This window comes from Mammaliicoccus fleurettii, assembly GCF_003970575.1.
GTDB lineage: Bacteria > Bacillota > Bacilli > Staphylococcales > Staphylococcaceae > Mammaliicoccus > Mammaliicoccus fleurettii.
Genome location: NZ_RXWZ01000146.1, coordinates 1 through 25,637 on the forward strand (window position 1 = coordinate 1; position 25,637 = coordinate 25,637).

The 25,637-nt window shown below is 31.7% G+C and carries 24 protein-coding genes, 1 pseudogene and 1 riboswitch; of the genes and pseudogenes, 11 read left to right on the plus strand and 14 right to left on the minus strand.

Features of this window, described 5'->3' with window-relative positions:
• Positions 1–173: 173 nt before the first annotated feature.
• From CD129_RS10255 to CD129_RS13245, 3 genes are all read right to left on the minus strand, one after another.
• Positions 174–968, minus strand: a complete 795-nt coding sequence (locus CD129_RS10255; RefSeq protein ID WP_115337108.1) for an AIPR family protein — start codon at positions 966–968, stop codon at positions 174–176.
• On the minus strand, positions 965–1,966 hold the full coding sequence (locus tag CD129_RS10260) for an AIPR family protein (protein ID WP_115337107.1): 1,002 nt from the start codon (positions 1,964–1,966) through the stop codon (positions 965–967). Before CD129_RS10260 ends, CD129_RS10255 begins: the two co-directional genes overlap by 4 nt.
• Before the next feature lie 241 nt (positions 1,967–2,207).
• Positions 2,208–2,378: a hypothetical protein gene (locus tag CD129_RS13245; RefSeq protein ID WP_170167694.1), complete on the minus strand. Its 171-nt coding sequence runs from the start codon at positions 2,376–2,378 to the stop codon at positions 2,208–2,210.
• On the opposite strand from CD129_RS13245, the pseudogene CD129_RS10265 reads away from it, so the two are divergent.
• Positions 2,344–2,472: pseudogene (locus CD129_RS10265) on the plus strand (DUF308 domain-containing protein); the annotation flags it as partial. The gene CD129_RS13245 and the pseudogene CD129_RS10265 overlap by 35 nt on opposite strands.
• Before the next feature lie 74 nt (positions 2,473–2,546).
• On the opposite strand, the gene CD129_RS10270 reads toward CD129_RS10265, so the two are convergent.
• Positions 2,547–2,882: a YflT domain-containing protein gene (locus CD129_RS10270; protein ID WP_239711057.1), complete on the minus strand. Its 336-nt coding sequence runs from the start codon at positions 2,880–2,882 to the stop codon at positions 2,547–2,549.
• 16 nt (positions 2,883–2,898) lie between these two features.
• Positions 2,899–3,294, minus strand: a complete 396-nt coding sequence (locus CD129_RS10275; RefSeq protein WP_078358408.1) for a hypothetical protein — start codon at positions 3,292–3,294, stop codon at positions 2,899–2,901.
• 177 nt (positions 3,295–3,471) lie between these two features.
• Positions 3,472–3,580, plus strand: a riboswitch (TPP riboswitch).
• 56 nt (positions 3,581–3,636) lie between these two features.
• On the opposite strand from CD129_RS10275, the gene CD129_RS10280 reads away from it, so the two are divergent.
• From CD129_RS10280 to CD129_RS10300, 5 genes are read left to right on the plus strand one after another with little or no spacing between them, the layout of a single operon-like run.
• A complete protein-coding gene (locus tag CD129_RS10280) occupies positions 3,637–4,230 on the plus strand; it encodes a thiamine phosphate synthase (protein ID WP_115337926.1) in 594 nt (197 codons plus the stop codon).
• Complete coding sequence (thiO, locus tag CD129_RS10285; protein ID WP_115337925.1) at positions 4,223–5,329, plus strand: glycine oxidase ThiO; 1,107 nt, start codon at positions 4,223–4,225, stop codon at positions 5,327–5,329. Before CD129_RS10280 ends, thiO begins: the two co-directional genes overlap by 8 nt.
• A complete protein-coding gene (thiS, locus tag CD129_RS10290; protein ID WP_107509365.1) occupies positions 5,326–5,526 on the plus strand; it encodes a sulfur carrier protein ThiS in 201 nt (66 codons plus the stop codon). Before thiO ends, thiS begins: the two co-directional genes overlap by 4 nt.
• 1 nt (position 5,527) lies before the next feature.
• Positions 5,528–6,295 (plus strand): thiazole synthase, encoded by a 768-nt coding sequence (locus CD129_RS10295; protein ID WP_115337106.1) that lies wholly within the window; start codon positions 5,528–5,530, stop codon positions 6,293–6,295.
• On the plus strand, positions 6,295–7,293 hold the full coding sequence (locus CD129_RS10300; RefSeq protein ID WP_115337105.1) for a ThiF family adenylyltransferase: 999 nt from the start codon (positions 6,295–6,297) through the stop codon (positions 7,291–7,293). The genes CD129_RS10295 and CD129_RS10300 overlap by 1 nt, the downstream gene beginning before the upstream one ends.
• Positions 7,294–7,390: 97 nt before the next feature.
• Here the strand turns inward: CD129_RS10300 and CD129_RS10305 are convergent, their stop codons facing one another.
• Entirely contained in the window at positions 7,391–7,756 is a 366-nt protein-coding gene (locus CD129_RS10305) for a DUF488 domain-containing protein (RefSeq protein WP_115337104.1), read from the minus strand.
• Between the two features lie 149 nt (positions 7,757–7,905).
• On the opposite strand from CD129_RS10305, the gene CD129_RS10310 reads away from it, so the two are divergent.
• Entirely contained in the window at positions 7,906–9,861 is a 1,956-nt protein-coding gene (locus tag CD129_RS10310; RefSeq protein ID WP_115337103.1) for a fructose-1,6-bisphosphatase, read from the plus strand.
• A gap of 203 nt (positions 9,862–10,064) precedes the next feature.
• Here CD129_RS10310 and CD129_RS10315 read toward each other — a convergent pair whose 3' ends face one another.
• From CD129_RS10315 to CD129_RS10345, 7 genes are all read right to left on the minus strand, one after another.
• On the minus strand, positions 10,065–12,065 hold the full coding sequence (locus CD129_RS10315; RefSeq protein WP_115337102.1) for a CocE/NonD family hydrolase: 2,001 nt from the start codon (positions 12,063–12,065) through the stop codon (positions 10,065–10,067).
• A gap of 131 nt (positions 12,066–12,196) precedes the next feature.
• Positions 12,197–13,960, minus strand: coding sequence for an ABC transporter ATP-binding protein (locus tag CD129_RS10320; protein WP_115337101.1), 1,764 nt, complete (start codon positions 13,958–13,960; stop codon positions 12,197–12,199).
• Positions 13,944–15,734 (minus strand): ABC transporter ATP-binding protein, encoded by a 1,791-nt coding sequence (locus CD129_RS10325; RefSeq protein WP_115337100.1) that lies wholly within the window; start codon positions 15,732–15,734, stop codon positions 13,944–13,946. The genes CD129_RS10320 and CD129_RS10325 overlap by 17 nt, the downstream gene beginning before the upstream one ends.
• 437 nt (positions 15,735–16,171) lie before the next feature.
• Positions 16,172–16,975 (minus strand): glutamate racemase, encoded by an 804-nt coding sequence (locus CD129_RS10330; RefSeq protein WP_115337099.1) that lies wholly within the window; start codon positions 16,973–16,975, stop codon positions 16,172–16,174.
• A gap of 15 nt (positions 16,976–16,990) precedes the next feature.
• Positions 16,991–17,386: an acyl-CoA thioesterase gene (locus CD129_RS10335; protein ID WP_115337098.1), complete on the minus strand. Its 396-nt coding sequence runs from the start codon at positions 17,384–17,386 to the stop codon at positions 16,991–16,993.
• Positions 17,387–17,537: 151 nt separating this feature from the next.
• Positions 17,538–18,980 (minus strand): 6-phospho-beta-glucosidase, encoded by a 1,443-nt coding sequence (locus CD129_RS10340; RefSeq protein WP_115337097.1) that lies wholly within the window; start codon positions 18,978–18,980, stop codon positions 17,538–17,540.
• Positions 18,981–18,993: 13 nt separating this feature from the next.
• Positions 18,994–20,883 (minus strand): beta-glucoside-specific PTS transporter subunit IIABC, encoded by a 1,890-nt coding sequence (locus CD129_RS10345; protein ID WP_115337096.1) that lies wholly within the window; start codon positions 20,881–20,883, stop codon positions 18,994–18,996.
• A 152-nt stretch (positions 20,884–21,035) separates the two neighbouring features.
• Between CD129_RS10345 and CD129_RS10350 the strand changes: the two genes are divergently transcribed.
• Complete coding sequence (locus tag CD129_RS10350; protein ID WP_115337095.1) at positions 21,036–21,737, plus strand: GntR family transcriptional regulator; 702 nt, start codon at positions 21,036–21,038, stop codon at positions 21,735–21,737.
• A 329-nt stretch (positions 21,738–22,066) separates the two neighbouring features.
• Here the strand turns inward: CD129_RS10350 and CD129_RS10355 are convergent, their stop codons facing one another.
• Positions 22,067–22,657: a histidine phosphatase family protein gene (locus CD129_RS10355; protein ID WP_203153765.1), complete on the minus strand. Its 591-nt coding sequence runs from the start codon at positions 22,655–22,657 to the stop codon at positions 22,067–22,069.
• A gap of 239 nt (positions 22,658–22,896) precedes the next feature.
• On the opposite strand from CD129_RS10355, the gene CD129_RS10360 reads away from it, so the two are divergent.
• The 3 genes from CD129_RS10360 to CD129_RS10370 all read left to right on the plus strand — a co-directional run bounded on the left by CD129_RS10360 (position 22,897) and on the right by CD129_RS10370 (position 25,434).
• Positions 22,897–23,532: an FMN-dependent NADH-azoreductase gene (locus CD129_RS10360; protein ID WP_115337093.1), complete on the plus strand. Its 636-nt coding sequence runs from the start codon at positions 22,897–22,899 to the stop codon at positions 23,530–23,532.
• Positions 23,533–23,742: 210 nt separating this feature from the next.
• Positions 23,743–25,026 carry a kynureninase gene (gene kynU / locus CD129_RS10365; protein ID WP_115337092.1) on the plus strand — a complete coding sequence of 428 codons (1,284 nt, stop codon included), beginning with the start codon at positions 23,743–23,745 and terminating at the stop codon, positions 25,024–25,026.
• A gap of 30 nt (positions 25,027–25,056) precedes the next feature.
• On the plus strand, positions 25,057–25,434 hold the full coding sequence (locus tag CD129_RS10370) for a GtrA family protein (protein ID WP_078357841.1): 378 nt from the start codon (positions 25,057–25,059) through the stop codon (positions 25,432–25,434).
• Positions 25,435–25,637: the final 203 nt, after the last annotated feature.

Consider the following 25,637-nt stretch of genomic DNA (forward strand, 5'->3'; position numbering starts at 1 on the left):
CCGTTAGATTAAGCAATTTTATTAGATCTATATTAAGAACTCCATGACATTTTAATATATCCAAATCACTTTATCTCAATAAAAAATGGTTTTATAAAAAATCCAGATAAACTCTTAAAATGAATTTATCTGGATAGTTTATATAGACACTACTAATTCACAAGCTTAATAGATTATAACTTTCTTCTAAATAAATCACCATAAGCATCAATTAATTCATGGTTATTTCTTTTTACTTTTTGATTATTTATTATCTTACTTGCTATTTTATCAATATACTTTTTATCTGTTTTAAAGAAATTACTAGGACTTGTGACGTTCCCCAAAGTAAACTCATTATCATAAATTTCTTTCAATATTTGAACATATTCCACTATTAAATCCTTTAGTTTTTCGTCTATATCATCTTCTTTATAGTTAGATAAAAATTCACCATATACAAAATCATCACCTACTAAGTCACCCTTATTCTTTGAACCAGGATCATTATTAACAATTCTATATATTAATCCTATTATAGCAATTATTGAATACTTACCATTATTAAGTATTATCATATGTTCATTATCAAATATTTCTAACTCATGGTTATTGTCCTTGATTCCTTGTATAATATAACCAATTCGCTTATTTAAATCTATCAAGTCTTTTATAAACTTGACTTTATTATTATCAGAAGCATAATCTAATTTAAATATACTTTTATAATGATTATTATTAGCAAATAAGCTTCTTTTTGAAGATCTAGCAGTACCCGGTTTTTGGTAGACAAATGAATAAAATATCTGTGCAAATTCTTCATTTTTAATCTTGTTTGTTGAGTACTTTCTAGGAGTAGGAATTCCTCTTTTTATTTCTAAGTAAATATCTTGTTCAATTAAAATCTTATGAAGATGAACCATTTCAGGAGCATTTGCTTTTAAATCTTTTGGTTGTATAGATTTTTGAGAATTAGTAGCTTCAGCTATACTGTTAAAAAATGTTCTTTCATTTCCTTTACTATCATTTTTTTCTTTATGATTTTACATATTACATAAAAATTTTCTTTACATGAATCTAAATTTTTCGCAATCAGATGAGTAGTTTGTCCACCATTAACTATTGAAAAATCATATACTTTAATATTATCCCCATCTAATATGTAGTCATTACATGCAATCGTTATTCCATTATTCATAACCCAAAAATCTTCCGGACTTTTCCTCATACTATGAATAATGGGATCATCAACATTTTTAGACTTAATATATCTTCTAATATTCATATTAAATAGTCCATCACGTTCAAATTTTTCATAAGCAATCTTTAAACTAGTTGCACTGATATTAACAACAATACCTTTATAATCATCAGATTCATATCTTAATGCATTTTTAGATTTATCTATTTCAAATTTATATTCTTTTGCAACTTCTAATGATTGCTTCAATTCCTCAATAACTTTTTCAATTTCTATCTCATTTAATAAATTAAATTCTACAAATTTTGAATTTTGTACATTATTTACTTTTCTCAGTACTTCTTTCTCACTAACTTGACTCGTAGAAGAAAATACGATTTCAACATTCCCTTCTTCTTCATCAGTAAGTCTATCTAAAGAATTACGTAATAACTTTTTAACCTCTCTACTATAAGAAGTAGTTTTTTCCTTATCAAAATCATATAACGTATTATTAATTTTGCTAACTTCAGCAAAAATGTCATTTACTTTGATGTTTTTAGAGTATTTATTTTGTCCAATTACTACTTTTGTGTTTTCATCATCAAAATAGACGAAGTCAATTCCCCCATCATTTTTTCCATCAGTTATATTTTCATTTATTAAATCATACCAATTCAATTTATAATCTATTGATTTATAACAATAAATTGAGCACATGAGAACATCAAACGCTTTTTCCCTAGTAATATAATGATTTTCTTTTTTAGCTATACTCAAAATTTTATCCAATTCATTTTCAATCATATTTTTTCCCTTTAATTAAAATTTACTAAATTAATTATATAATAAATAAAATTAAAATACACTGAAAATTTTTTTGAGATTTAAATCAAATTTCTTCTAGATACATTTGCCATAAACGATAATAAAGGTAAGTGAGTAATAGAAGAATATTCAGTATCTTTAATATATAAAGAATTATAATCACTTATATTTGCTATCAAACTATTATCTTCATTCTTTAATAAACTCAAACATCCAATCATTACATTGTTGCCTGAAAAATATAGTTTTTCAAACCTTTAAGTGAGCTTTCTATGCCTTGTAATAGTGTGGATTTAAAGTATGCTTCCTGAATATAAATGTTCATTTTTTTAGTTTCATATTCTAATGTCATTTCAATTGGTATTTTTGCAGGTATTGTTTTATTATTCAACCCGCTTCTTGCTGCGGTATTTATTTCATTCATGATTGCTTTTATGTTTATATTGTTTGGTGTATTTTATGTAATTGATGCTTTAGCTTCTTAATTTTGAATGCTATAGATACTAAAACCCCAGCATGACTTTTGTGTCTGCTGGGGTTTAGTATGTTTATAACGACGTTATTTTAATACGCCTTTTATTCTTTGATCTGTTACGATCAGTAATACTTTTCCTTGTTTTATTTCTTTTATATATTTTTCTGCTTCTATTTCAGTTATATTAAGTATTTCTAACTTCCTTAGAAATTCATCTTCTTTATAAGAATATCCACCAATATCTTTTCTATTGTAATTGATATTTTCTAATTCTGTTTGCTCTACGATTTCTGCTGTGTGTGCTTCGTCTGATGAGAGTATATAAATGTCTTTTTGGCTAATGCCTTGGTCTTTTAATGTATTGACGTCTGTTTCTAAATCTTTTTCATTTGTATATACTTTGACTACAGGATTCATCATAATAGCCTCCATTCAATTACTCTGTTTGAGTTTTTAAATTATTATAGCGTTCTTCAGTAATATAGAAGTTACTATTTTCTATTATAAAATCAAAGATTTCTTCTTTAGTTATACCATCTGGCAATTCATATTTAATCTCAATTCTTTCTTCGTCACTTGAATCTACCTTTTTGATTTGTTCTCGTTTAACGGCTATCGCTCTTTTATTATATTTTAATTTAATATCTGCTTTCCGTTCTTCGATTAATTGTAACCTATCGATTTTGAATGCTGAGTTAATAAGTTCTTTTAATCTTTGTTCTCTTTTACGTACTGTTCTTCTTTTGTTAAAGTCTGATATATATTTCATTCTAACTATGAGATATAAAATTACGATTATAAGTAATGCAATGATAAATAAAAGTGTACCCATCTCTCATCCCACCTTTTATGATATAAAATCATGTAGCATTTTTATTCATACGTATAAAGAGAAACTAGTTATTATTTGTTTTAATTCCCTTTATTATTTTTATTAAACTCGTGTTATTTTAATTTTCTATTTGAACATTCAGACTATTATATGTACAATGAAATTAATAATTAAATAACAGACCACTGGAAGTGCCTTATTAGAGGCTGAGACTAAAGTAGCGACTTTAGGATTCCCAGAACCTGATCCAGTTCATACTGGCGTAGGAAAGTGGCGTATCTAAAGAAGCTAATTTTTGCGCTATTTTTCTATATATGGAAAAATAGCGCTTTTTTATTTGGAGTGATTCAATTGTTTATAGCCATTTCACCGTACAAGCATTTAGTTAATGATGACTTAGATCATTATATAGAGTTTTCAAATGATATTGACTTATTATTGCTTAGAGTTCCTATGAGTCGCAATTTATTATGTAACGCGATCGATTATTTGTTAACTCATGGTTTTCCTAGAGACAAATTAATGGTTCATACAGATATTTCTGTTCTTGAATTATATGACTTACACTTTATTCATTTTCGAGAAAATGACGAACAAGCTTTTCTATATAAAGCGTCTCATCCACATATTTCAGTTAGTATGTCGACGCATTCTGTTCAAGGTGTTGAACTTGCTAAACATCATCATTTAGATTTTGTATTTTTCGGACATGTCTTTGAATCATCTTCAAAAGAAGGTCTCATTCCTAAATCTGTTGATGAAATCAAGATTGCAACTTCGATTGATATCCCTATTTATGCTATTGGTGGTATCAATCAAGATTCACTTAAAGTACTTCCAGCAGGTTTTCAAGGAATTTGTGCAATTTCCTTTTTCAGAGATTGTAGCATTCAAGAAATAGAACATTTAAGGAAGGTGTGGCATGCATATGTATGACGTTATAATTGTCGGTTCCGGTGTAATCGGCATGTCTATTGCACGTGAGTTAATGGACAAAGCACATTTATCTATTGCAGTAATTGATCGTGATATCCCTGGTTTACATGCATCATATAAAGCAGGTGGCATGTTAGGTGCTCAAAATGAATTTGTTCAAGATACAGCACTTTACCAACTCGCTTTACGTTCAAGAGATTATTTTAAAGCTTTAAGCCATGAATTATATAAAGAAACAAACATTAATATAGATTATCAAGAACACGGATTAATCAAAATGGCCGCTTCAGAAGAAGACGTCGAATGTTTAACAGAGCAATATCATTTTTTAAATGAGCGAGATAGATCTGTAACACCATTAAACAAAAAGGATTTAGACAATCTTTCTAAACATACAATTGAATTTAAGCATCCTGCTATATACATCCCTGATGACGGTCAGATTAATGCTTCAAAATATACAAAAGCATTATTAAAATCAATTACCAATAAAGGGATTGAACGATTATATAGCACTGAAGTTAAAGCAATCAAACGTTTAAAAGATTGTTATAAAGTTCATACTTCAGATACTATTTTGTTCTCAAAAAAGGTTGTCGTAGCAGGAGGTGCATGGAGTAATAAACTATTAGAAGACTATCAAATTGAGCCGAAATTAACTGGGGTTAAAGGTGAAGTATTGTTGTTAAAGAATGAACAGCTTAGTTTGAAACAAACTTTGTTTATAACGAATGGATGCTATATTGTACCTAAACGAGACAATACATTCCTAGTTGGAGCTACAAGTTATTTTGATGACTATTCCGTTGGCACTTCAGCTGAAGGAGAAAAGTGGTTAATTAACCAAGCAACATCATATATACCAATATTAAAGGAAAGCAATATCATCCATAAATGGTCTGGTATTCGGCCATACACTCATAATGAATGGCCAATTATGGATGAAATAGATCATGGTCTTTTCTTAGTAACTGGACATTATAGAAATGGTATTTTACTTTCACCTATCATTGGAAAGTTACTTTCTGAATGGATAGTTAACGATCAAGCACCATCATTATTAGATGATTTTAAAGTTAAAAGGAGTGTTCAGTTATGAAATGTATGATCAATGGAGATGAATTTAATTTCGACGAAGTATTAACTTTGTCTGATTTACTCCAATCGCTAGAGTTAGATCAAGAAAGAATTATAGTTGAATGGAATGACACACTTGTAAAGAATGATCAATTTAGCAATATTCTCGTTAGAGAGTCAGATCGATTAGAACTATTAGAATTTGTCGGAGGCGGATAAAATGTTAAAAATAGGACCATATGAAATTAACTCAAGATTATTATTAGGTACAGGAAAGTTCAAAGACGAACAAACACAATCTGAAGCCATACTAGCATCTGGCACGGAAGTTCTAACCTTTGCTGTTAGACGAATGAATTTATATGATAAATCTTTACCCAATCCTTTAGCTAACGTAGACTTAGAAAAATTCATTACATTCCCTAATACAGCTGGTGCTCATACTGCCGAAGAAGCTGTGCGCATTGCTGAAATTGCGAATCATGCTGGATTATGTAATCTCATTAAAGTGGAAGTAATTGGTGATGATAAAACGTTATTGCCTGACCCAATAGAAACTTACAAAGCTTGTGAAATTTTATTAGAAAAAGGCTATATCGTATGTCCATATATTTCATGTGATGTCGTGCTAGCAAAAAGATTAGAAGCATTAGGTGTTCACGCTATTATGCCACTCGCTTCACCAATAGGTACAGGTAGAGGAATCAATAACCCTCTTAACTTAAGATATATTATAGAACAATCAAGTATTCCTGTTATCGTCGATGCTGGTATTGGGTCTCCGAAAGATGCTTGTTATGCAATGGAATTAGGTGCAGATGCTATTTTATTAAACACTGCTATTTCTGGTGCTAGAGACCCTGTAACTATGGCTAGCGCAATGAAGTTAGGTATTGAAGCAGGACAATTAAGTTATACTGCCGGTAGAATACCTGTTAAATATACTGCACAAGCATCTAGCCCTACTGAAGGTTTAGGTTTCTTATAATGAACCGTTATGAAAGACAAATAAAGTATCAGCACTTTGGAGAACAAAGCCAAAAACAATTACAAAATACAAATATTTTAATCATGGGTGCTGGTGCTCTTGGTAGCCATGTCGCTGAATTATTAGCTCGAATGGGTGCACATAAATTATCAATCATCGACATGGATATTGTAGAACTGTCAAACATACATCGCCAAGCACTTTATGATGAACATGATGCACAAGCAATGTTACCAAAAGTATACGCTGTAAAAGAGAAAATAAAGCAAATTAATCATAATGTTGAACTAAATGCGATTCATCAAGAAATGACATCAAATAACATTGAAGACATCATTAGCAAAATACAACCTGACATCATAATTGATGGAATGGATCAATTTGATATGCGTTTTTTAATCAATGAAGTGAGCCATAAATTACAGATTCCATGGATATACGGAGCAGCAGTTGGAAGCAAAGGAACTGTATATGCTATAGATTTTACTGGGCCTTGTTTGCAGTGCATCCTTAATACAGTTCCACATACTGGTGAAAGCTGTGCAATTAATGGTGTATTACCACCTGTCGTTCAACAAGTAGCAAGTTATGAAGTATCCGAATTATTACGCTTCGTTTCTGGAAATGGATTTTCTAAAAAACTGATTACGATTGATACCTTTGAAATATCTACACGCACTAGGAATGTAGATGTTTTAAAAAACAACAATTGTATTGTATGTGAACAAAAAACATACCATTCTTTGAATAATTCTTATCATCCATCAATAGAATCACTTTGTGGAGATACATTCTTATTCAGATTTAAACAACAAGCATTTGAATTCGCACACTATTTCCCAGGTCATATTATTAAAGAAAATGATTATGTAAAATTTATAAAGTATGCAGATATAAACATGACTTTATTTAAAGACGGTCGCATGAACGTTCATGGAATAAGCACAAAAGAAGATGCAAAGACAATGTATCAACAGTTGAATAGAAGCATAAAATAGCAATAAAAGGACAGAATTAAGAGGCTTGACAAATTAATTGTCACAGCCTCTTATCATTATATTGGCAGTAAATTGCCAGTTTTAAAATATGTTTATATCAATCTTTTTTCTGATGGTCAATTATTTCTTTTAGAACTACTGCTTGATTATTTTTTTCATCTTTCGCACTGTATAATAAGACAACCTTTTTATCGCTTTTTTTGTATATTTCTTTTAGTTCTTCTAAAGCTTCTTGTTGCTCGCCAGATTTTAGTTCTTTTTTATATTTTTCTTTAAAGGAAGAAAATTTATCTGGATCGTGATTAAACCATTTTCTTAAAGTGTCAGAAGGCGCAATTTCTTTCAGCCAATGATCAAGGTTAGCTTTATCTTTAGATATACCTCTTGGCCATACTCTATCGACTAACACTCTAATTGTATTTTCTTCTTCACTTTCATAAATTCTTTCTATTTTACAGCTCATCAGTCATCCGCTCCTTTTTTACTTTTATAACCTCTTTAACCTTGTTTTAAACCATTAAAGAAAACGCTTAATGTGATATACTATATCTCAAATGGTATGTTTAATTTAAAATAATAAAATTTAAATATGATGAACGGAGTGATTTTTTCATGACTCAATATGACAACCAGAATTTAAAAGAAAAGTACTTAAATTTATTAGCAGAAAAGTTTGACGAAGAAGAAAAAGTAGCGACTGAAATTATTAACTTACAATCTATATTAGACTTACCTAAAGGAACTGAACATTTCGTCAGTGATTTGCACGGTGAATATCATGCTTTTCAACACGTTTTAAGAAATGGTTCGGGTAATGTTAGAGCTAAAATTCATGATATTTTTAAAGATACACATTCTGAAGAACAAATTAGTGAACTTGCTGCTTTAGTTTATTACCCAGAAGAAAAACTAAAGCTTATAAAAAATCAATTTGAAACAAAAGCTGATTTAAATGACTGGTACGTTGAAACAATTCAACAAATGATTCACCTTATTTCATATGCTTCAAGTAAGTATACGCGTTCTAAATTACGTAAAGCTTTACCAAAACAATTTGTATACATAATCGAAGAACTTTTATATAAAAGTAATGTCTATAATAACAAGACTACTTATTATGAAACAATCGTTCAAAAAATCAACTCTCTTGGACAGTCAGATAAACTCATTACCGGTTTAGCATATACCATACAACAACTTGTTGTAGACCACTTACATGTAGTTGGTGATATTTATGACCGTGGCCCAGAACCTGATAAAATTATGGAAACACTGATTAACTATCATTCAGTTGATATTCAATGGGGTAACCATGATGTACTTTGGATTGGTGCTTATGCAGGTTCTAAAGTATGTTTAGCAAATATATTAAGAATATGCGCACGTTACGATAATCTAGATATAATTGAAGATGCCTATGGTATAAACTTGCGACCATTAGTCAATTTAGCAGAAAAATATTATGGAGATAATCCTGCTTTTTATCCAAAACAACACGCAGAAAAAAAAATATCTGAAGATGAAAAATTACAAATCACTAAAATTCATCAAGCAATCGCTATTATTCAATTTAAATTAGAAAGCCCAATTATTAAACGCAGACCTTCTTTTGATATGGAAGAAAGATTAGTCCTAGAAAAAGTAGATTACGATAAACAAGAGTTTACAGTATATGGTCATACTTACCCACTTGAAAATACATGCTTTGAAACAATTAATCGTGCAAACCCAGCAGAATTAATTGAAGAAGAAGAAGAAGTCATTAATAAATTACTACTCTCCGTTCAAGAATCAGAGAAACTCAAACGTCATATGAATTTCTTAATGAAAAAAGGAGATTTATATTTAAAATATAACGGTAATTTATTGATCCATGGTTGTATACCGGTAGATGAACACGGCAACATGGAAGAAATGGAAATTGACGGCAAGATGTATAATGGACGAGAATTACTTGATCAGTTCGAATATCATATTAGAGAGTCATTTAGCCATAAAAACGAAACAGATGATTTATCTACAGATTTAATCTGGTATTTATGGACAGGTAAATATTCTTCACTATTCGGGAAACGTGCCATGACTACATTCGAAAGATATTTCATAAAAGATAAAGCTTCACATAAAGAAGAAAAAAATCCATACTACTATTTAAGAGAAGACAGTGAAATGTGCCGTAAAATGTTGGAAGAATTCAACTTGGACCCAGAACAAGGTCGTATTATAAACGGACATACACCTGTAAAAGAAATAGATGGAGAAAATCCAATTAAAGCAAACGGTAAAATGATTGTCATTGATGGTGGATTTTCAAAAGCATACCAATCTACAACAGGTATCGCTGGCTATACATTACTTTATAACTCATTCGGAATGCAACTTGTAGCTCACAAACACTTTGGTACAAAAGAAAACGTACTACTAAACGGTGCTGACGAACTATCCGTACGACGTGTTGTAGATGAAGAACTCGAAAGAAAAAAAGTTCGCGATACAAATATCGGAGCTAAGTTACAAGAAGAAATCAATATGTTACAAGAACTTATGTCATATCGATATATAGATTAAAAAGAAACCCGTGAGAGCCACGATAACTACTGGCTCTCACGGGTTTTGCTATATTAAGGATGATTAAAGATGGCATGGATTGTGGATCTGAGTTTGGATTTGGATTTGGATCTAAATCGCACGATATCTCTGGAGTCTTCGTGCGATTCATCCGGATTCAACCCTTTTTACCTAGCATATATTCCTGATACTTCATAAATCTTCTAAGTATAGTTTCTTTTTATTTTCTTATTCCAAGTCTTTGTGAAGCATTGTACGCCATCATTATATGCTACTAGCTTGTTGTATAAATAATAATAGTCTACATCACATGTCATTGTACTATATGTTTCTACTTCGGTATCAATATCATCATCTTTAACGATTACTTTCCAATCGCATTGTACTTTTGCTGTGAGGGGATCGCCTTCTGTAATTGTATATAAATTCAGATTCTCGGTGCCATATGTGATATTACTTTCTTTCAATGTTCTTAAACCTTCATCTGAATAATCTCTTAATACCCATTCATTTGTTGTTAATCGCTTCGTTATATCTCTCGTTCTTGAACCTTCTCTATGGATAATTTTTTCTAATGGTTGTGCTGTTTCTGATAATTGATAGTTTAATTGAACTTCTTCAAAATTGTCCACTAATGGCAATTCCAAATGCGAATATTCTAAGTCTACTACGATGTTTGCTACTTCTCTACTTGGCCAAATTTGTGGCCAATATGCAGGTGCGATAGATATTTCTATTGTATGTCCAGCTGGTATTTGATAACCAATAACATCTAACGGCACTTCAACATTTATAAACTCATTCACCGGTAAGTCTTCAGGTGTTTCATGACTCTTATAATGGTTTAAATTAAGTTGACCCATTGTAACGAGCGTCTTGTGACCGTCTGGATGTACGTCTGTAATACGAACATGGATATTACCAAATTTACTATCAGATTTCAGATGTAACTTTGCTACTGGTTGTCCTATTATATTCAAAGTTTCACCAAATGTATCCAACATAAATGAACTAGCTAAATCATTATCAATAGTTTGATCATCCGGTAAATCTCCTTCTTGCCCAAAAGGACAAAATACGCCTGAATATAATCCATGTTGCTGGTTATTTTTTAATGAAATTACTCTAGTCATACTACTTAATAGATCTTTCTTAGTCGTTTCTTCTTTCAACAAATCAAACCATTTACCTTCTCTATAATCATATGATGTTTTTGGTTCTACGCTGTCTTGCAAATATACTAAAAATTCATCTTGATGATCTATAGTTGAATCTTGTTGCATCCATTTATCTAACCATGAAACGACTTCTTGTAAATAACCAAATTGAGGACCAGGAATTGCAACATCTGGAAATTCGTGTGCCCACGGTCCAATAATACCTTTTTTCGGTACATTTAAATTTTCCATTAAGCGAAATACAGCATTTGTATAACCATCTGCCCAACCACTCATCGTTAATACTGGAATCTTAATATCAGAATAATCTTCGTTAATTGAACCATGTTTCCAATAATCATCTCTTGTTTGATGACTTACCCATTCTTCAACAAACGGCGGTGTCTGTTCAAGACGTTCTAACCAATTTTCATACCATTTATCCCCAAAATATTTAGGAAAAGCAGGTCTCGCATTATAAGCAAACATTGTTGAAGCCCACCAGAGCATATCTGATGCCATCAAAGTACCGCCTTTATAGTGCACATCATCAGCATAACGATCATCAGTCGAGCATAATGATATAATCGTCTTTAATGCTTCTGGTTGTCTAGCAGCTACTTGCAAACCATTAAATCCACCCCACGATTTACCAATCATTGCTACAGAACCATTTGACCATTGTTGTGATGTAATCCAATTTATAATATCTATGGCATCATCTTGTTCTTGCAATGGATATTCATCTTCAATAATACCTTCAGAGTCACCCGTACCTCTTATATCTACTCGAATTGCTGTATAACCAAAGCCAGCAAAATATTTATGTCTAATTTCATCTCTTAAAGCTGTGAATTCATCTTTTCTATACGGTAAATATTCCAAAACAGCTCCCTTAGTCTTGTCATCCGTCTTAGGTTTCCATATTTTAGCTGATAACCTAGTCCCATCAGACATTGTTATCCAAGTATGATGAATCACTTCGATTTCATATGGAAATTGTGTTCGTTCTGTTATTTTATTATAATCTACATCAAAAACACCCATGTAAAATCCCCCTCTAACAATCTATTACTATTCATTATACAGATTTACATTAAAAAAGCCTGAACAGACGCTTTCATCTGCACAGGCTTAAATTTATAAAGGACATTTTTCTAAAATCTGCCCATTACACTTTATCCGTTCTGTAATAAATACATTTTATGATAGATTCCATTTTCTTTAATTAATTCATCGTGTGTACCACGTTCTACTATTTCACCTTTATTAAGAACGAGTATTTGATCGGCATCTTGTATTGTAGAGAGCCTATGTGCAATTGCCAATGTCGTTCTACCTTTACGCATTTTTTCTAGTGATAATTGAATTTGAGCTTCTGTTTCAGAATCTATATTAGCTGTCGCTTCATCAAGAATTAATATTTTAGGGTCACTTGCAATTGTTCTCGCAAATGCTAACAATTGTCTTTCTCCACTTGAAAACGCGCTTCCCTTTTCAATTACTTGATGGTCATATTTCCCAGGTAATTTATTAATGAATTGATCTGCATTTACAAACTCAGCCGCTTCTCTTGCTTTCTCAAAAGTCATTGTAGGGTGATACAGTTTTATATTTGAAGTGATTGTTCCATAAAATATAAATGCATCTTGTAGTACTAGCCCGATATTATGTTTCAAGTCATTTTTAGGTATCTCTTTAATCGATTGATTATCAATTAAAATCTCGCCTTGATTATATTCATAGAATCTCATAAATAAATTTATGATTGAACTTTTTCCTGATCCAGTATGACCAACGAGTGCAACTGTTTCTCCTGGATTTGCAGTAAATGATATATTTTTTAATACATCATTTTTACCATCATAACTAAATGTAATATTTTTAAATTCAACTTTCCCTTCACTTATATGATAGTTTTTATTTTCTAATTGTTTCGGTTCGACCATATCATTGTCGATAAGTTTAAATACTCGGCTCGCTGATACAAGTGCTTGTTGGAATACGTTTAAATTTTGACTGACTTGATTAATTGGTTCAAAGAAACTTTCCATGTATTGTACAAAAGCAAATACAACACCAGCTGTTACCGCACCTGAAAAACTCAATATACCGAAATAACTTAGTATCATAATGACGGCAAAGACTGAAATCATACTAATTGCTGGTCTTAACAAAAGCCCATCAATTTTAACTGTCTTCATATTAAAATCATAGTGTTCATCATTAATATCATTAAATTCACTTTGCAATCTCTTCTCTTGATTAAACACTTGAATAATGCGCATACCCTCAATAGATTCTGCAAGCTTTGCATTTAAATCAGATAAAAGTTGTCTTGCTTGTGAAAAATATATAGCTGAATATTTTCTGTAAAGCGCTAATATCAAGATAATAATCGGCACAAATACAAGTGCCATTAATGCAAGTTTAAAATCTAAAATAAACATCATGACATAACTTGAAATGACCATAAAGATTGCCATTAAAAATGATGCAAATACACCGATGAACATTTCGACGATGGCTTCAGTATCGTTAGTTAATCTAGATACGATGCTGCCTCCAGGTTCCTTGTCATAATAACGCATACCTAGTTGACCGATTTTATCAAATGCATCTATTCTCAATTGCTGTATCACTTTAAATGCTAAATATTGAAAAAGATAAACATTCCAATAAGTTGCAACAGCACCAACTATTTGTGTAATAAAGAATACTGTTATTAATAAAGCTATATCATTTTCAGGAAATACTTGAGGTGTTAAATAGTCATCGATAAATATTTTCACTAAATAAGGTGTAGCAATGCTTGCTACTGTTGAAATCGTCAACATTAAAAAAGCTAGCGCTATAATACTTTTAAAGGGGAATGTATATTTAATCAATCTTTTAAGTACTACAAATTGATCTTTAGCAGTTAAATTATGATTTTGTGCCATTGCTGTCATCCCCTTTCGCTAACTCATCTAAACTACTCGCGATTTCTTCATGTAAAGCTTGAGCTTGGTATGTTTCATAATACCAGCCTTTAATACTCATCAACTCTTGATGTGTCCCTCTTTCAATGATTGTGCCTTCATCCATAACAACTATCATATCTGCATGACTAACGGCACTCATTCGATGAGCTGTAATAATATTTGTCTTGCCTTGTCTTACACTCTGCATATTTTCTAAAATATGTTCTTCAGTCTCGGCATCTACTGCTGATAATGAATCGTCTAAAATCAATACCGGAGGATTCATAATTAATGCACGTGCAATAGAAATCCTTTGTTTTTGACCGCCTGATAAAGATACCCCTCTTTCTCCAACAACCGTATCGTAGCCTTCAGGAAAACTTAAAATATCTTCATGAATATAGCTTGTTTTGCTCGCATTATAGATGATTTTATTTTCTAATGAAGGGTCACTAAATGCAATGTTATTACGAATTGATGTAGAGAATAAGAAATGATCTTGTGGCACATATCCAAATTGAGCTCTTAAGCTGCTAATATCAAAATGTCGTAATGGTTGGTCGCCATATTTAATTTCATTCGCTCGTTCTGTATCAAATTCACGTAATAATAATCTGATAAGCGCGCTTTTTCCTGAGCCCGTTCTGCCGACAATACCAATAGTAGAACCTTTAGATATTGTAAATTGAACGTTGCTCAAAGCTATACTTTCATCATTTGGAAAGCTGAAGTTTTTAAGATTAAACTGAATGTCACCTTCAGGGATATTATGAGTTTCAACTTCAGTATTAACTTCATTTTTCACATTAATTATTTCATTAATACGCTCATATGACGCATGACCTCTTTGAACAATATTAAAAAATAAACCCAATGCTAAAAGTGGCCAAACCATCATTCCTAAATACGTTGTAAATGTAACAAGTTGCCCAATTGTTATATCATCATTAATGACCATTCTTGCACCAAAGAAAATAGCTAAAAAGTAACTGACACCAATAACTGCCATAATAGTTGGATCGAATAATGCATCAATTTTAGAGACTTTTAAATTTTTATTTACAACATCATCACTTAAGCTTTTAAAATCAGCTTGATCATTCTTTTCATATCCAAATGTCTTTGTAACTTTTATACCAGCAATACTTTCTTGTGTCTTATCATTCAATTGACTAAATGCAGCTTGTGCTTTTTTAAATCCGCGGTTCAATAACTTACCATAATAGCTCGTTAATATAATCATAATTGGTAAAGGTATCATTACAATCAAAGTTAAACGCCAATCAACTGTAATTGCCATCGTAATCAATACAGCACCGCCAGACATCAATGAATCCGCAATTGTTAACACACCGCCACCAGCAGTATTCTGAACTGCCCTTATATCATTTGTAGCATGAGCCATCAAATCTCCAGTACGACGCTCTTGGAAAAATGAAGGACTCATCGAAGTATATTTATGGTAAAGTCGAGACCTTAATATCTTGCCCAACCTCATACTCGCTCCAAATATCATAATGCGCCAAAAATAGCGAAATGCATATGTAAGAACTGCCGCAAAAAACAGAATAATGACATAAATCAAAAGTGTCTTTCCCGTTAAAGAATTAAAAGTGATACCATCAATAACACGCCCAATAATTTGTGGGGGCAATAAATCAATTAAAGCTACTATTAATAATATTAATATACCGATAATATAGTTTTTTCGTTCTTTTTTAATAAACCACCCTAATTTTGCAAATACCTTCAAAGTTAATCACCCTCCCCTTTATATCTGTACTTTAAAATTTTAGCACAAAAGGATAAGTAAATACTTAAAAAGATTGAATTTTGTTACTTTTCTAATAAATTCATACTAATGGCGTATATGGAGTAAGAAGAATGAAGAATATTTGGGTGTTGGAAGGTAGGCTATTTATCATGTTTGGCCTGTCTTGATAAATTCAAGGGCTCTATTTATCATGTTTGCCTTGTCTTGCAATATTCAGCCGCTCTATTTATCATGTTTGCCTCGTCTTGATAAGTTCAGCCGCTCTATTTATCATGTTTGCCTCGTCTTGCAATATTCAGCCGCTCTATTTATCATGTTGGACCTGTCTTGATAAATTCACGGACTCTATTTATCAAGTCATCTGTCATTTCTATCAAAAAAACCCCAGTCTTCACTCAAGACTGGGGGTTCCTTTATTATATTTCTATTTCTTCTATTTCCAATTGAATATTCAACATTCCAAGCATTGTTTCAAAGTCTTCCATTGTATAATCTTCATTCGTTGTTACTAAGGATTTTATCTGACCATTTCCTTTTGAAGTGTTCTGTTGAACTTTTTCTACAATAGTATGAGCTGGATTTATAAACATAATATGAGGATATAATTCTTTAAAGTAACTATATAACCATGGTAAATGTGTTGATGATAACGTAAATACATCTATTTCTTCATGATTTTCTAAAATATTATCGATAAATTGTTTAACAGTCATTAAAGTACGATACTTATCTGAAATGAACTTACCTGACTCGACAAGTTCAATTAATGGAGACGCATTAAATTTATAGACGTTACTTTCAGATGATTCACCTTGAATATATTCATCTATTTCTTCGCTTTCAACTAATGATTGTGCCCCTAGTATACCTATTTGTTTAGAACTAGATTTCTCAATCGCTTCTTTTACTGGTGGATACACACCAATTACTTTAGTTTCAAATTCATGTTTAATTTCATCTAACACTGTAATTGTCGGGGCATTTGAAGCAATAATAATTGCACTTGGTTCCCACTTTTCTAAATAATGAATAGTAGTCTTAACAACCTCTTTTAATTCACTTTTAGATTTCCTTCCATACGGAAATTGATTTCGATCAGCTAAATAAATTAAATCTTGAGCAGGAAATTCTTTTCTTAATAATTCAACGATTGAATAACTTCCAAGGCCAGCATCAAAAACAGCGATAGGTTTAATTAAATCATTTTGTAGTTTAGACATATTTTATCCCCTTACTTAAATTTCTAAAAATACTTTTGGTGTATGTGCTATTTTTTTATCAACTACATCATAAAATCCACCTTTTTGATAACCGATACAATGAACGTTATCTTCTGTAACAATATCAAATTCAAGTTCCCATTTTAACTTGCTTACTTTGACTAACCAACATCTTCCTATTGGCTTATCATGTATAGTTAGTGGTACTTTATAGTCCGCTTCTGTTCTCATCAATATAGGTGATATATTATTTTTCATCATTTCTGAGTGAGTCATATACTGATTTATAAATGCAGTTCTTAAATCTTCAAACCACTTCACATAAACTATATTACTTACAATACCCATAGCATCTATGTCGTATATATTGATTTCAATTTCTTTTTCCGCGACTAGTTTCCTCTCTTGCATTAAAAAGACTCCTTCAAACATTCATTTCATTATTTTACGATAATTTTATTTCTATGCACTTACCATTATTACTTAAAATACGTCGCTAAATCAACCTTTGATATAATGACAAGAGGCTGAGACAAATTAATTTGCCCCAGCCCCAATGTTCTTATTTCAGTTCTTCACCGTTTGTATTGATTACATTTTTATACCAATAGAATGATTGTTTCTTAGTACGTTTAAGTGTTCCTTTGCCTTCGTTGTCACGATCTACATGAATAAGACCGTATCGTTTCTTCATTTCACCAGTAGTGAATGATACGATATCAATTATGCCCCATGGTGTGTAACCCATTAGCTCGACTCCATCTTCGTCTACCGCTTCGATTGATGCACTAATATGTTCTCTTAAATAATCAATGCGTTCTTGATCATCAATTGTTCCATCTTCTTTAAACTCATCAGTCGTTCCGAAACCATTTTCTACTATAAATAATGGCAATTGGTAACGATTATACAGCGCGTTTAATGTATATCTTAGACCAACTGGATCAATTGCCCATCCCCACTGGCTGACTTTAATATATGGATTTTCAACTGAATTTGGTAATCCTCCATTAACAACATTACCTTCAACACTTTGTTGTGCATCGTGTTTAACGACAGTAGACATATAATAACTAAAACCAATATAATCTACAGTACCGTTTTTCAAGATTTCGTCATCGCCTTCTTGCCACTTAATGTCGTAACCTTTTTTCTCAAACATCTTCAATGCATAACCAGGGTAATAACCTCTTACTTGAACATCAGGGAAGAAGTATCTTAAACGACTTGCAATCTCTGCTTCTAAAATATCTTTTGGATTACATGAATACGGATAAATCGGTACATGTGAAATCATATTCCCAATGACAAAGTTAGGATTGATTTCTTTACCTTTTGTAACAGCAAGCGCACTAGCAATTAATTCATTATGTGCAACTTGATATAATACCTCTTCTGCATCTTCATCTTCTGACAAAGTTACTCCAGAGTTTGTCCATAAGAATATTGGATTACTCGTATCCATTTGGTTATTAATTTCATTAAAAGTCATCCAATACTTAACTTTATCTTTGTAACGATTAAATACCGTTTCTGCAAAATGCACAAAGAAATCTACAACTTTACGATTTCTAAAACCACCATATTCACGAGCTAAATGTAATGGCATTTCAAAGTGTGACAATGTTAGTACAGGTTCAATATTATATTTTAACAATTCATCAATCACATCATCATAAAATTTCAAACCTTCTTCATTAGGCTCTGTTTCATCACCATTAGGGAAAATACGTGTCCAAGCGATTGAAGTACGTAAACATTTTAATCCCATTTCATTGAATAAACCGATATCTTCTTTAAATCTATTATAAAAATCTATACCCTCATGGTTTGGATAAAATTTATCCGCCTCAATCGTTTCTGTAATTTCTCTCGCTTTACCATGCTCACCTGCAGTCATAACATCATGAACACTTAGACCTTTACCACCTTGATCATATCCACCTTCAAATTGATTAGCAGCTAATGCGCCACCCCATAAAAAATCTTTATTTAATTTAGCCATTTTAAAAACTCCTTTATATTTTAATGATATTTAATATTACTTCGCCTTTATTAGACTTCGCGTTGTTAACCGGTATAATCTCACTAAATTCTGCACTATTTGTGATGATAACCGGCGTAATTGTGTTATATCCTTTTTCTTCTAATGAATCTTTATCAAATTTAATTAAAGGCATACCCTGAGATATTTCATCGCCTTCTGATACCAATACTTCAAATCCTTCACCGTTAAGCTCAACAGTTTCAAGACCGATATGAATCAAAATTTCTGCCCCATCTAAAGTATTAATTCCGATAGCATGTTTAGAAGGTGCAATCATGCTTACTTTTCCTTCTACTGGACTATAAATTGTATTATCCTTTGGCTCTATTGCTATACCTTTACCCATTAAACCTTCTGAAAACACTGGATCTGGTACTTTTTCAAGTTGAACAATATTTCCTGATACTGGTGAATAAACTTCAATTTCTAATTTTTCATTTGGAACGACTGCGTTCGATTGATTTGCATCAGCAGTTTCAACTTGTTCAGTTGTATCTTCACCATAACCAAAAATTTGAATGAGTATAATAGGTAACACAATCGCAATCGCAGTACCAATTAAAATCCCCCAAATTGACGATACATTATCTGCATTATAACCATTTACTATTGTTAATGGACCTGGCAACCCTGCATAAGCATAATATTTTGGATTGAAGAAACTGGCAACAAATGCACCAATTGCACCACTAATACAGGCAATGATAAATGGCTTTTTAAATCTTAAGTTCACACCATATATTGCGGGTTCTGTTATTCCAAAAATACCTGTGATACCAGCAGATGATGATACCCTCTTAACTTCTTGACTTTTCGCTTTAATAAATACACCTACAACCGCACCAACTTGCGCTATAACAGCGATTGTTTGATAAGCTTGGAATGAATCACTTCCGTGTTGTTCAAAGTTTGCAAGAACAACTGGTGTAATTCCCCAATGTACACCAAATATTACAAACACTTGCCATACTCCACCAATAATTGCTCCTGCTAACCAAGGTGCAACTTCAACAAGTGAATTATATCCATTCGCAATACCATGTGCTGCCAATGTTGAAATTGGACCAATTACTAACAATGTCACTGGCACCATAATAATAATAGATAAGAATGGTACAAACAGCGGTCTTACAACTTCATGAATTGTTTTATTTAGGAATTTTTCTAAGTAAGATAAAATCCAAACAAGCAATAATGGTGGTAAAACAGAAGATGTATATGCAGTTTCAGTTAACGGCATACCGAATAATCTAACTGTTTCTCCATCACCAATTCTGTCGAGTATCGCAGTAAAATCTGGACTCACTAATGCCGCAGAACATGCAATAGCTATGTACATATTCACATTAAAATGTTTGGCTGCTGTAATCGCAATAAAAATTGGTAAGAATGTAAATGGTGCCCAAGATATGAAATTGAATACTTCATATGTTCCTGTTTTAGAAAATGAAGGTGCAATTAAATTAATTAATATCAATAAACCTTGCAAAATACCTGCAGCAGCTAATATATAAATAAATGGTGCAAATACAGCTGACATTGTAGCAATAACTCTATTTAATATACTTCCTTTATCTTCTGTTTCATTTTGCTGCTGATTCTTATTAGAACCACCTATCATTTCATCAAAAGCCTTATGAACATCTCCAACATTATTCCCAATAACTACTTGAAATTGTCCATTATTTTCAACAACTGTAACGACACCTTCTATTTTTTTTACTTTTTCATTCGCAGTTGGATCTGACCTTTTTAGTATAAGTCTTAACCGTGTTGCACAATGTGTGCTTTTAACAATATTTTCTTCCCCGCCAATTACCTCAAGAATCTCTTTAGCTATTCTTTCGTTTTTGTTCGCCATAATTCCACCCCAATTATCTCGTTTTCTATTTGTATACTCTTACATTATAATTATACCGGTACAATTTGTAAAGATAGATACAAAATTAAATAGCACTATTAATTTAACAAATGCTATAATGTAAGTATTATCAACGAAAAGTGGGGTTTAATATGCTGAAGTACGAATTAATTGCTGAACGTATTGAAGAGCTAATAGAGAATGGACAATATGAAGCTGGAGACAAATTACCAAGCGTAGAAATATTAAGATCTGAATTTAATGTAAGTAAGAGTACAATTATTAACGCTTTAAAAAGTCTCGAAAAAGAAGGATTAATTTACCAAGCAAGAGGAAGCGGTATTTATGTAAGAAATCCAAAAAGAGATGGCTACTTAAACTTATTTACTGCAGATGGATTTTCAGATGATTTGAAAGGTCACGACGTAACAAGCAAAGTCTTAAAAATAGCTGAAATTAAACCTGAAGAACACATTAAAACTCAATTAAAATTACAAGATAATGAAACTGTATATTATGTAGAGCGAATTAGATACGTTGATGGCAAAGTATTCTGTATAGAAACTTCGTATTTCAGTAAAAATGTTGTACTATATATGAACGAAGAAATAGCAAACGGTTCTATATTCGATTACGTAGAAAACAATTTAAAAGTAAAAGTCGGTTTCACAGATATTTATTTTAAAATAGATAAACTATCTGCCAGTGATGCTGGGCATTTACAATTAAACGAAGGCGATCCATCGTTAGAATATGAACAAATATTTTATACAAGTACCGGCATACCATTCGACTATTCTAAAATTATTTTCCATTACGAAAACTCACGATTCTATATACCTTCTGTAAAATAATCGAAGAGTTTGATCAAGTTGTAGATTAAGTCGGGAGTTAATCGAAGAGATTGACCAAGTTGTAGATTAAGTCGGGAGTTAATCTAAGAGATCGACCAAGTTGTAGATTAATTCAGGAGTTAATCGAAGAGATTGACCAAGTTGTAGATTAAGTCGGGAGTTAATCTAAGAGATCGACCAAGTTGTAGATTAATTCAACTGTTAATCGAAGAGTTTCTCAAAATCAACACCATACAATGAAAAGTTCCTAAGACATCAATGATTTTCATAAAAAGTAAGAGCAGAAATTCAATTTTAATAATGAATTTCTGCTCTTTTTAAATTTCACTTTACTTATCTTCTGTTGGATTGATAGCTTGTATGAATTTGAATTTAGCATCTTCATATTCAAATTCTAATATACAACAATTCGTAAATTTAACTTCTTTCACTTGCTCAAATGGTAACCACAACTGTAAGAACATAAATATAGCTCCACCGTGACTAACTGCTAACATCGTATCTGCTTCGTCATTTTTCATGATTTCTGTTAATGTTTCATTCATTCTATTTTGAACATCTACACTTGATTCTCCACCATAATCAACGAAGTAGTCTCCATATGATGTTTCACCAGGTTTATGTGGTGGATTCAATAATTCACTCTCCGCTTCAAACAAGCCAAAGTTCCATTCTTTTAGTCCTTTTAATCTAACATATGATTTCTCAGGGCATATCAATTCTAACGTGTCACAAGCTCTTTCTTGTGTAGATGAATATAATGATTGAAACTGAACATTGGCATCATCATAATATGCTTTTGCCATTAGTGCCTGTTCTATTCCAAGCTTTGTCAAAGGTGAATCTGATGCACCTTGTATCTTTTTCTTTTCATTAAATAATGTTTGTCCATGTCGCATAAGATATAACTTCTTACTCAAATGTCATCATCCTTTCAAAATATGTATTATTCTAAATATATCCTACCACTAAAAATATCATCTTATAATTATCATGCATTGTATTCTATATTTTTATTCTTTTATCTCTAAAAATGTAACATCCTCTGTAAAGTGTAAAGGTCGCTAATTTAAAAAGAGTATTTCTATTGATTTATAAAACAATATAAGTATAATAATTATAGTTAGTTTAATTTTTATAAATAGAAGGGAAATATATTATGTCACAAGTATTATTCATTACAGCTCATCCACATGATGAAACTGTTTCTTTTTCAATGGCAACAGCTAAAGCTTTTATCGAAAGTTATAAAACTACAAATCCTAACGATGAAGTAGTTCATATTGATTTATACAATTCATATATTCCACAAATTGATGCAGATGTATTTGCTGGTTGGGGTAAACTACAATCCGGAGCAGGCTTTGATGCACTTTCTGAAGGCGAACAAGGTAAAGTACGTCGCCTTAATGAATTAAGTGAGCAATTTGTAAATGCAGATAAATATGTATTCGTTACACCATTCTGGAACTTCTCATTCCCACCAGTAATGAAAGCATATTTAGACTCAGTATCAGTAGCAGGTAAAACATTCAAATATACTGCTGAAGGTCCAGTTGGTTTATTACCAGATAAAAAAGCGCTACATATCCAAGCACGTGGCGGATATTATAGCGAAGGACCAGCAGCTGAATTAGAAATGGGTCACCGTTACATCGGACAAATGATGAGTTTCTATGGCATAACTGACTTCGATGGATTAATCGTTGAAGGTCATAATGCTAACCCAGAAAAAGCAGAAGAAATTAAAGCTGACGGAATCGAACGCGCTAAAGCTTTAGGAAAAACTTTCTAATAAAACGACTATAAATAATTCTGTCGACAAAGCTTAAACTTTGTTGGCAGTTTTTTTGTGTACACTTTTAATGAGGAAATGAGAGACTTCCAAACTCCACTCCCTACATCACCTTCAAAATATTCATCAACATTTTCTTTGTTACTTTGCTTATGAAAGTATACAATTATATTTAAGGAACTATTCATTATTTTTAAGGGGATGAAACATATGGATACTGCATTTAATACAACAAAAGAGTTTGCTCATGCTTTAGATAAAGCAGATGTTCTGCATAATGTTCGCGATCGTTTTTACATACAGCCTAATGAAATTTATATGGATGGTAATTCGTTAGGTCTTGCTTCTAAAGATGCTGAGGTAGCACTACTGAATGCGCTTGAAGTTTGGAAAAAGGAAGGTATTAAAATTTGGAACGTTGAAGATAGTAAATACTATCATTATTCTAAACAAATCGCTTCAAAAATGGCACCTCTAATCGGGGCTAATCCAGAAGAAGTCGTTATTGTTGGTAGTACAACTTCTAATATTCACCAAGCTTTAAGTACATTTTACGAACCAACTGACAAGAAATATAAAATATTAGTAGACGATTTAAACTTCCCTACTGACCGTTATGCTGTTGATAGTCAAGTTCGTCAAAAAGGATTAGATCCTGAAGATACTGTTAAAGTCGTGACAAGCTCTGATGGTATGTTTATTGATGAAGATGCAATTATCGATGCTATGACAGATGATGTTGCACTCATTCTATTACCTACCGTGCTTTATCGTTCTGCACAAGTACTAGATATGGAAAAATTAACGATGGCTGCTAAAGAACGTGACATTATAATCGGATGGGATTTATGTCATGCTATTGGCGCAATTGAAATGGATTTAACTCTAATTGATGCTGACTTTGCAGTATGGTGCACTTATAAATATTTATCAGGAGGTCCAGGTTCAACTGCTGGTTTATATATTAATAAAAAACACTTCAATAAAAATCCTGGTACTGCTGGATGGTTTGGAAACAAAGATGAAACACAATTCCAACTTAATCATACATTTGAACATCAACCAGATGCATCAGGCTGGCAAGTAGGAACACCTAATATTCTTTCAATGGCACCACTTGAAGGCGTGCTCAATATTTTTAATGAAATAGGTATGCATGCAATAAGAAATAAATCAGTACATATCACAGCATATTTGATGTATCTTATTGATGAAGCATTATCAGATTACGGCTATTCTGTTGGTAATTTACGTGATGATTTTAAACGTGGTGGTCATGTTTGTTTAGTTCATGATGAAGCCTACCGCATTAGTTTAGCACTTAAAGATAAAGGCGTTATACCTGACTTTAGAGAACCAAATGTTATACGCTTAGCACCTATTGCTTTATACACATCATATGAAGAAGTTTATAAAGTCGTTGAAATCTTAAAAGAAATTGCACAAGAGCATTTATACGCACAATATAGTAACAAGCGTGGACTTGTCGTATAATGAATCAAGGTTTTATAAAGGAGCAACATCATGTACAAGAAATATGGAGAAATCTTTCGTTTCATTATCGTAGGCGGTATTAACACAATCAATTATTACTGGGTATACTTATTATTGTTAAAAGTATTAGATATTAACTATTTAATAAGCCATATATCAGGATTTATTATAAGCTTTATCATATCGTTTTATCTAAATTGTTATTTTGTATACCATGTACAACCAACATTTAAAAAATTCATTCAGTTCCCTATCACGCAAGTTGTGAATATGGGTTTACAAACATTATTGTTGTATATATTTGTACAATGGCTACATTTGAACGAAACTTTCGCGCCATTCATAGGACTTGTCATTACAATACCAATAACATTTGTATTGTCTAAGTGGATATTAGTCGATAAATAAAAACAAAGAGGGTGAGACAATTAATTGTCTCACCCTCTACTCCTGATTGGACGACGAAAATAAGGATTTTTTGAAAAAATGAGCTAAGTTGTAGATTAATTAAGCAGTTAATCTGAATATGTCCATATAATTGTGTAATAAAATAAGAGCCATATATAGCTCACTTTAGTACAATGTAATCGACTAAGAAAAATTGTAGAGGT

Excerpts from the sequence above, each read along its gene's own strand:
- CD129_RS10305 (WP_115337104.1), bottom strand. The coding sequence starts at position 7,756 with ATGAGCTGTAAAATAGAAAGAATTTATGAAAGTGAAGAAGAAAATACA.
- CD129_RS10320 (WP_115337101.1), bottom strand. The coding sequence starts at position 13,960 with ATGGCACAAAATCATAATTTAACTGCTAAAGATCAATTTGTAGTACTT.
- CD129_RS10270 (WP_239711057.1), bottom strand. The coding sequence starts at position 2,882 with ATGATGAATCCTGTAGTCAAAGTATATACAAATGAAAAAGATTTAGAA.
- thiS (WP_107509365.1), top strand. The coding sequence starts at position 5,326 with ATGAAATGTATGATCAATGGAGATGAATTTAATTTCGACGAAGTATTA.
- CD129_RS10275 (WP_078358408.1), bottom strand. The coding sequence starts at position 3,294 with ATGGGTACACTTTTATTTATCATTGCATTACTTATAATCGTAATTTTA.
- CD129_RS10335 (WP_115337098.1), bottom strand. The coding sequence starts at position 17,386 with ATGCAAGAGAGGAAACTAGTCGCGGAAAAAGAAATTGAAATCAATATA.
- kynU (WP_115337092.1), top strand. The coding sequence starts at position 23,743 with ATGGATACTGCATTTAATACAACAAAAGAGTTTGCTCATGCTTTAGAT.
- CD129_RS10295 (WP_115337106.1), top strand. The coding sequence starts at position 5,528 with ATGTTAAAAATAGGACCATATGAAATTAACTCAAGATTATTATTAGGT.
- thiO (WP_115337925.1), top strand. The coding sequence starts at position 4,223 with ATGTATGACGTTATAATTGTCGGTTCCGGTGTAATCGGCATGTCTATT.
- CD129_RS10340 (WP_115337097.1), bottom strand. The coding sequence starts at position 18,980 with ATGGCTAAATTAAATAAAGATTTTTTATGGGGTGGCGCATTAGCTGCT.
- CD129_RS10260 (WP_115337107.1), bottom strand. The coding sequence starts at position 1,966 with ATGATTGAAAATGAATTGGATAAAATTTTGAGTATAGCTAAAAAAGAA.
- CD129_RS10370 (WP_078357841.1), top strand. The coding sequence starts at position 25,057 with ATGTACAAGAAATATGGAGAAATCTTTCGTTTCATTATCGTAGGCGGT.
- CD129_RS10360 (WP_115337093.1), top strand. The coding sequence starts at position 22,897 with ATGTCACAAGTATTATTCATTACAGCTCATCCACATGATGAAACTGTT.
- CD129_RS10315 (WP_115337102.1), bottom strand. The coding sequence starts at position 12,065 with ATGGGTGTTTTTGATGTAGATTATAATAAAATAACAGAACGAACACAA.
- CD129_RS10330 (WP_115337099.1), bottom strand. The coding sequence starts at position 16,975 with ATGTCTAAACTACAAAATGATTTAATTAAACCTATCGCTGTTTTTGAT.
- CD129_RS10345 (WP_115337096.1), bottom strand. The coding sequence starts at position 20,883 with ATGGCGAACAAAAACGAAAGAATAGCTAAAGAGATTCTTGAGGTAATT.
- CD129_RS10350 (WP_115337095.1), top strand. The coding sequence starts at position 21,036 with ATGCTGAAGTACGAATTAATTGCTGAACGTATTGAAGAGCTAATAGAG.
- CD129_RS10310 (WP_115337103.1), top strand. The coding sequence starts at position 7,906 with ATGACTCAATATGACAACCAGAATTTAAAAGAAAAGTACTTAAATTTA.
- CD129_RS10300 (WP_115337105.1), top strand. The coding sequence starts at position 6,295 with ATGAACCGTTATGAAAGACAAATAAAGTATCAGCACTTTGGAGAACAA.